The organism is Salinimicrobium oceani, assembly GCF_012037645.1.
Genome location: NZ_JAAVJR010000582.1, coordinates 1 through 462 on the forward strand (window position 1 = coordinate 1; position 462 = coordinate 462).

Below are 462 nucleotides of genomic sequence, written 5' to 3' on the forward strand. Positions count from 1 at the left end.
CCAGTTTTCGATAATGCCACCGATTTCTACGGCAATTATGCCAATATTATAAAAGATTCTATTTTCGGATTTGTCGATTTAAACGGTAATCACAAACTTTTTCCGGAATACGAGCAGGTGTACTGGTACTATTCGGATACCGGATTTGCAAAAAATAATGACAAATTTGCCCTCATTGAGAGGAATGGAAGGCTGATAACCGATTTTATTTTTGATAAAATAGATTTGCCCAATGAAGGATATTTTCCTGTGGAGATTAATGGGAAATGGAACCATGTAGATTCCGAAGGAAATTTTGTCTTTAAGGAGAACATTCTGTTGAACTGGGACCAAATCAACGATTCTTTGGTGGTTATTTTGGATTCAGAAAGAACAGAATCCAATAAGAATCCCAAACAGGGGATTATGAATATCTTCGGAAATATTATACTCCAACCAATTTATCAGGATGTTACTCCTGTT

The 462-nt window shown here is 35.7% G+C and carries 1 protein-coding gene; it reads left to right on the forward strand.

Going from position 1 to position 462, the window contains the following annotated elements; genetic code table 11:
• A partial coding sequence (locus HC175_RS18355) for a WG repeat-containing protein (RefSeq protein ID WP_168139678.1) occupies positions 1–462 on the forward strand: 462 nt, incomplete at both ends.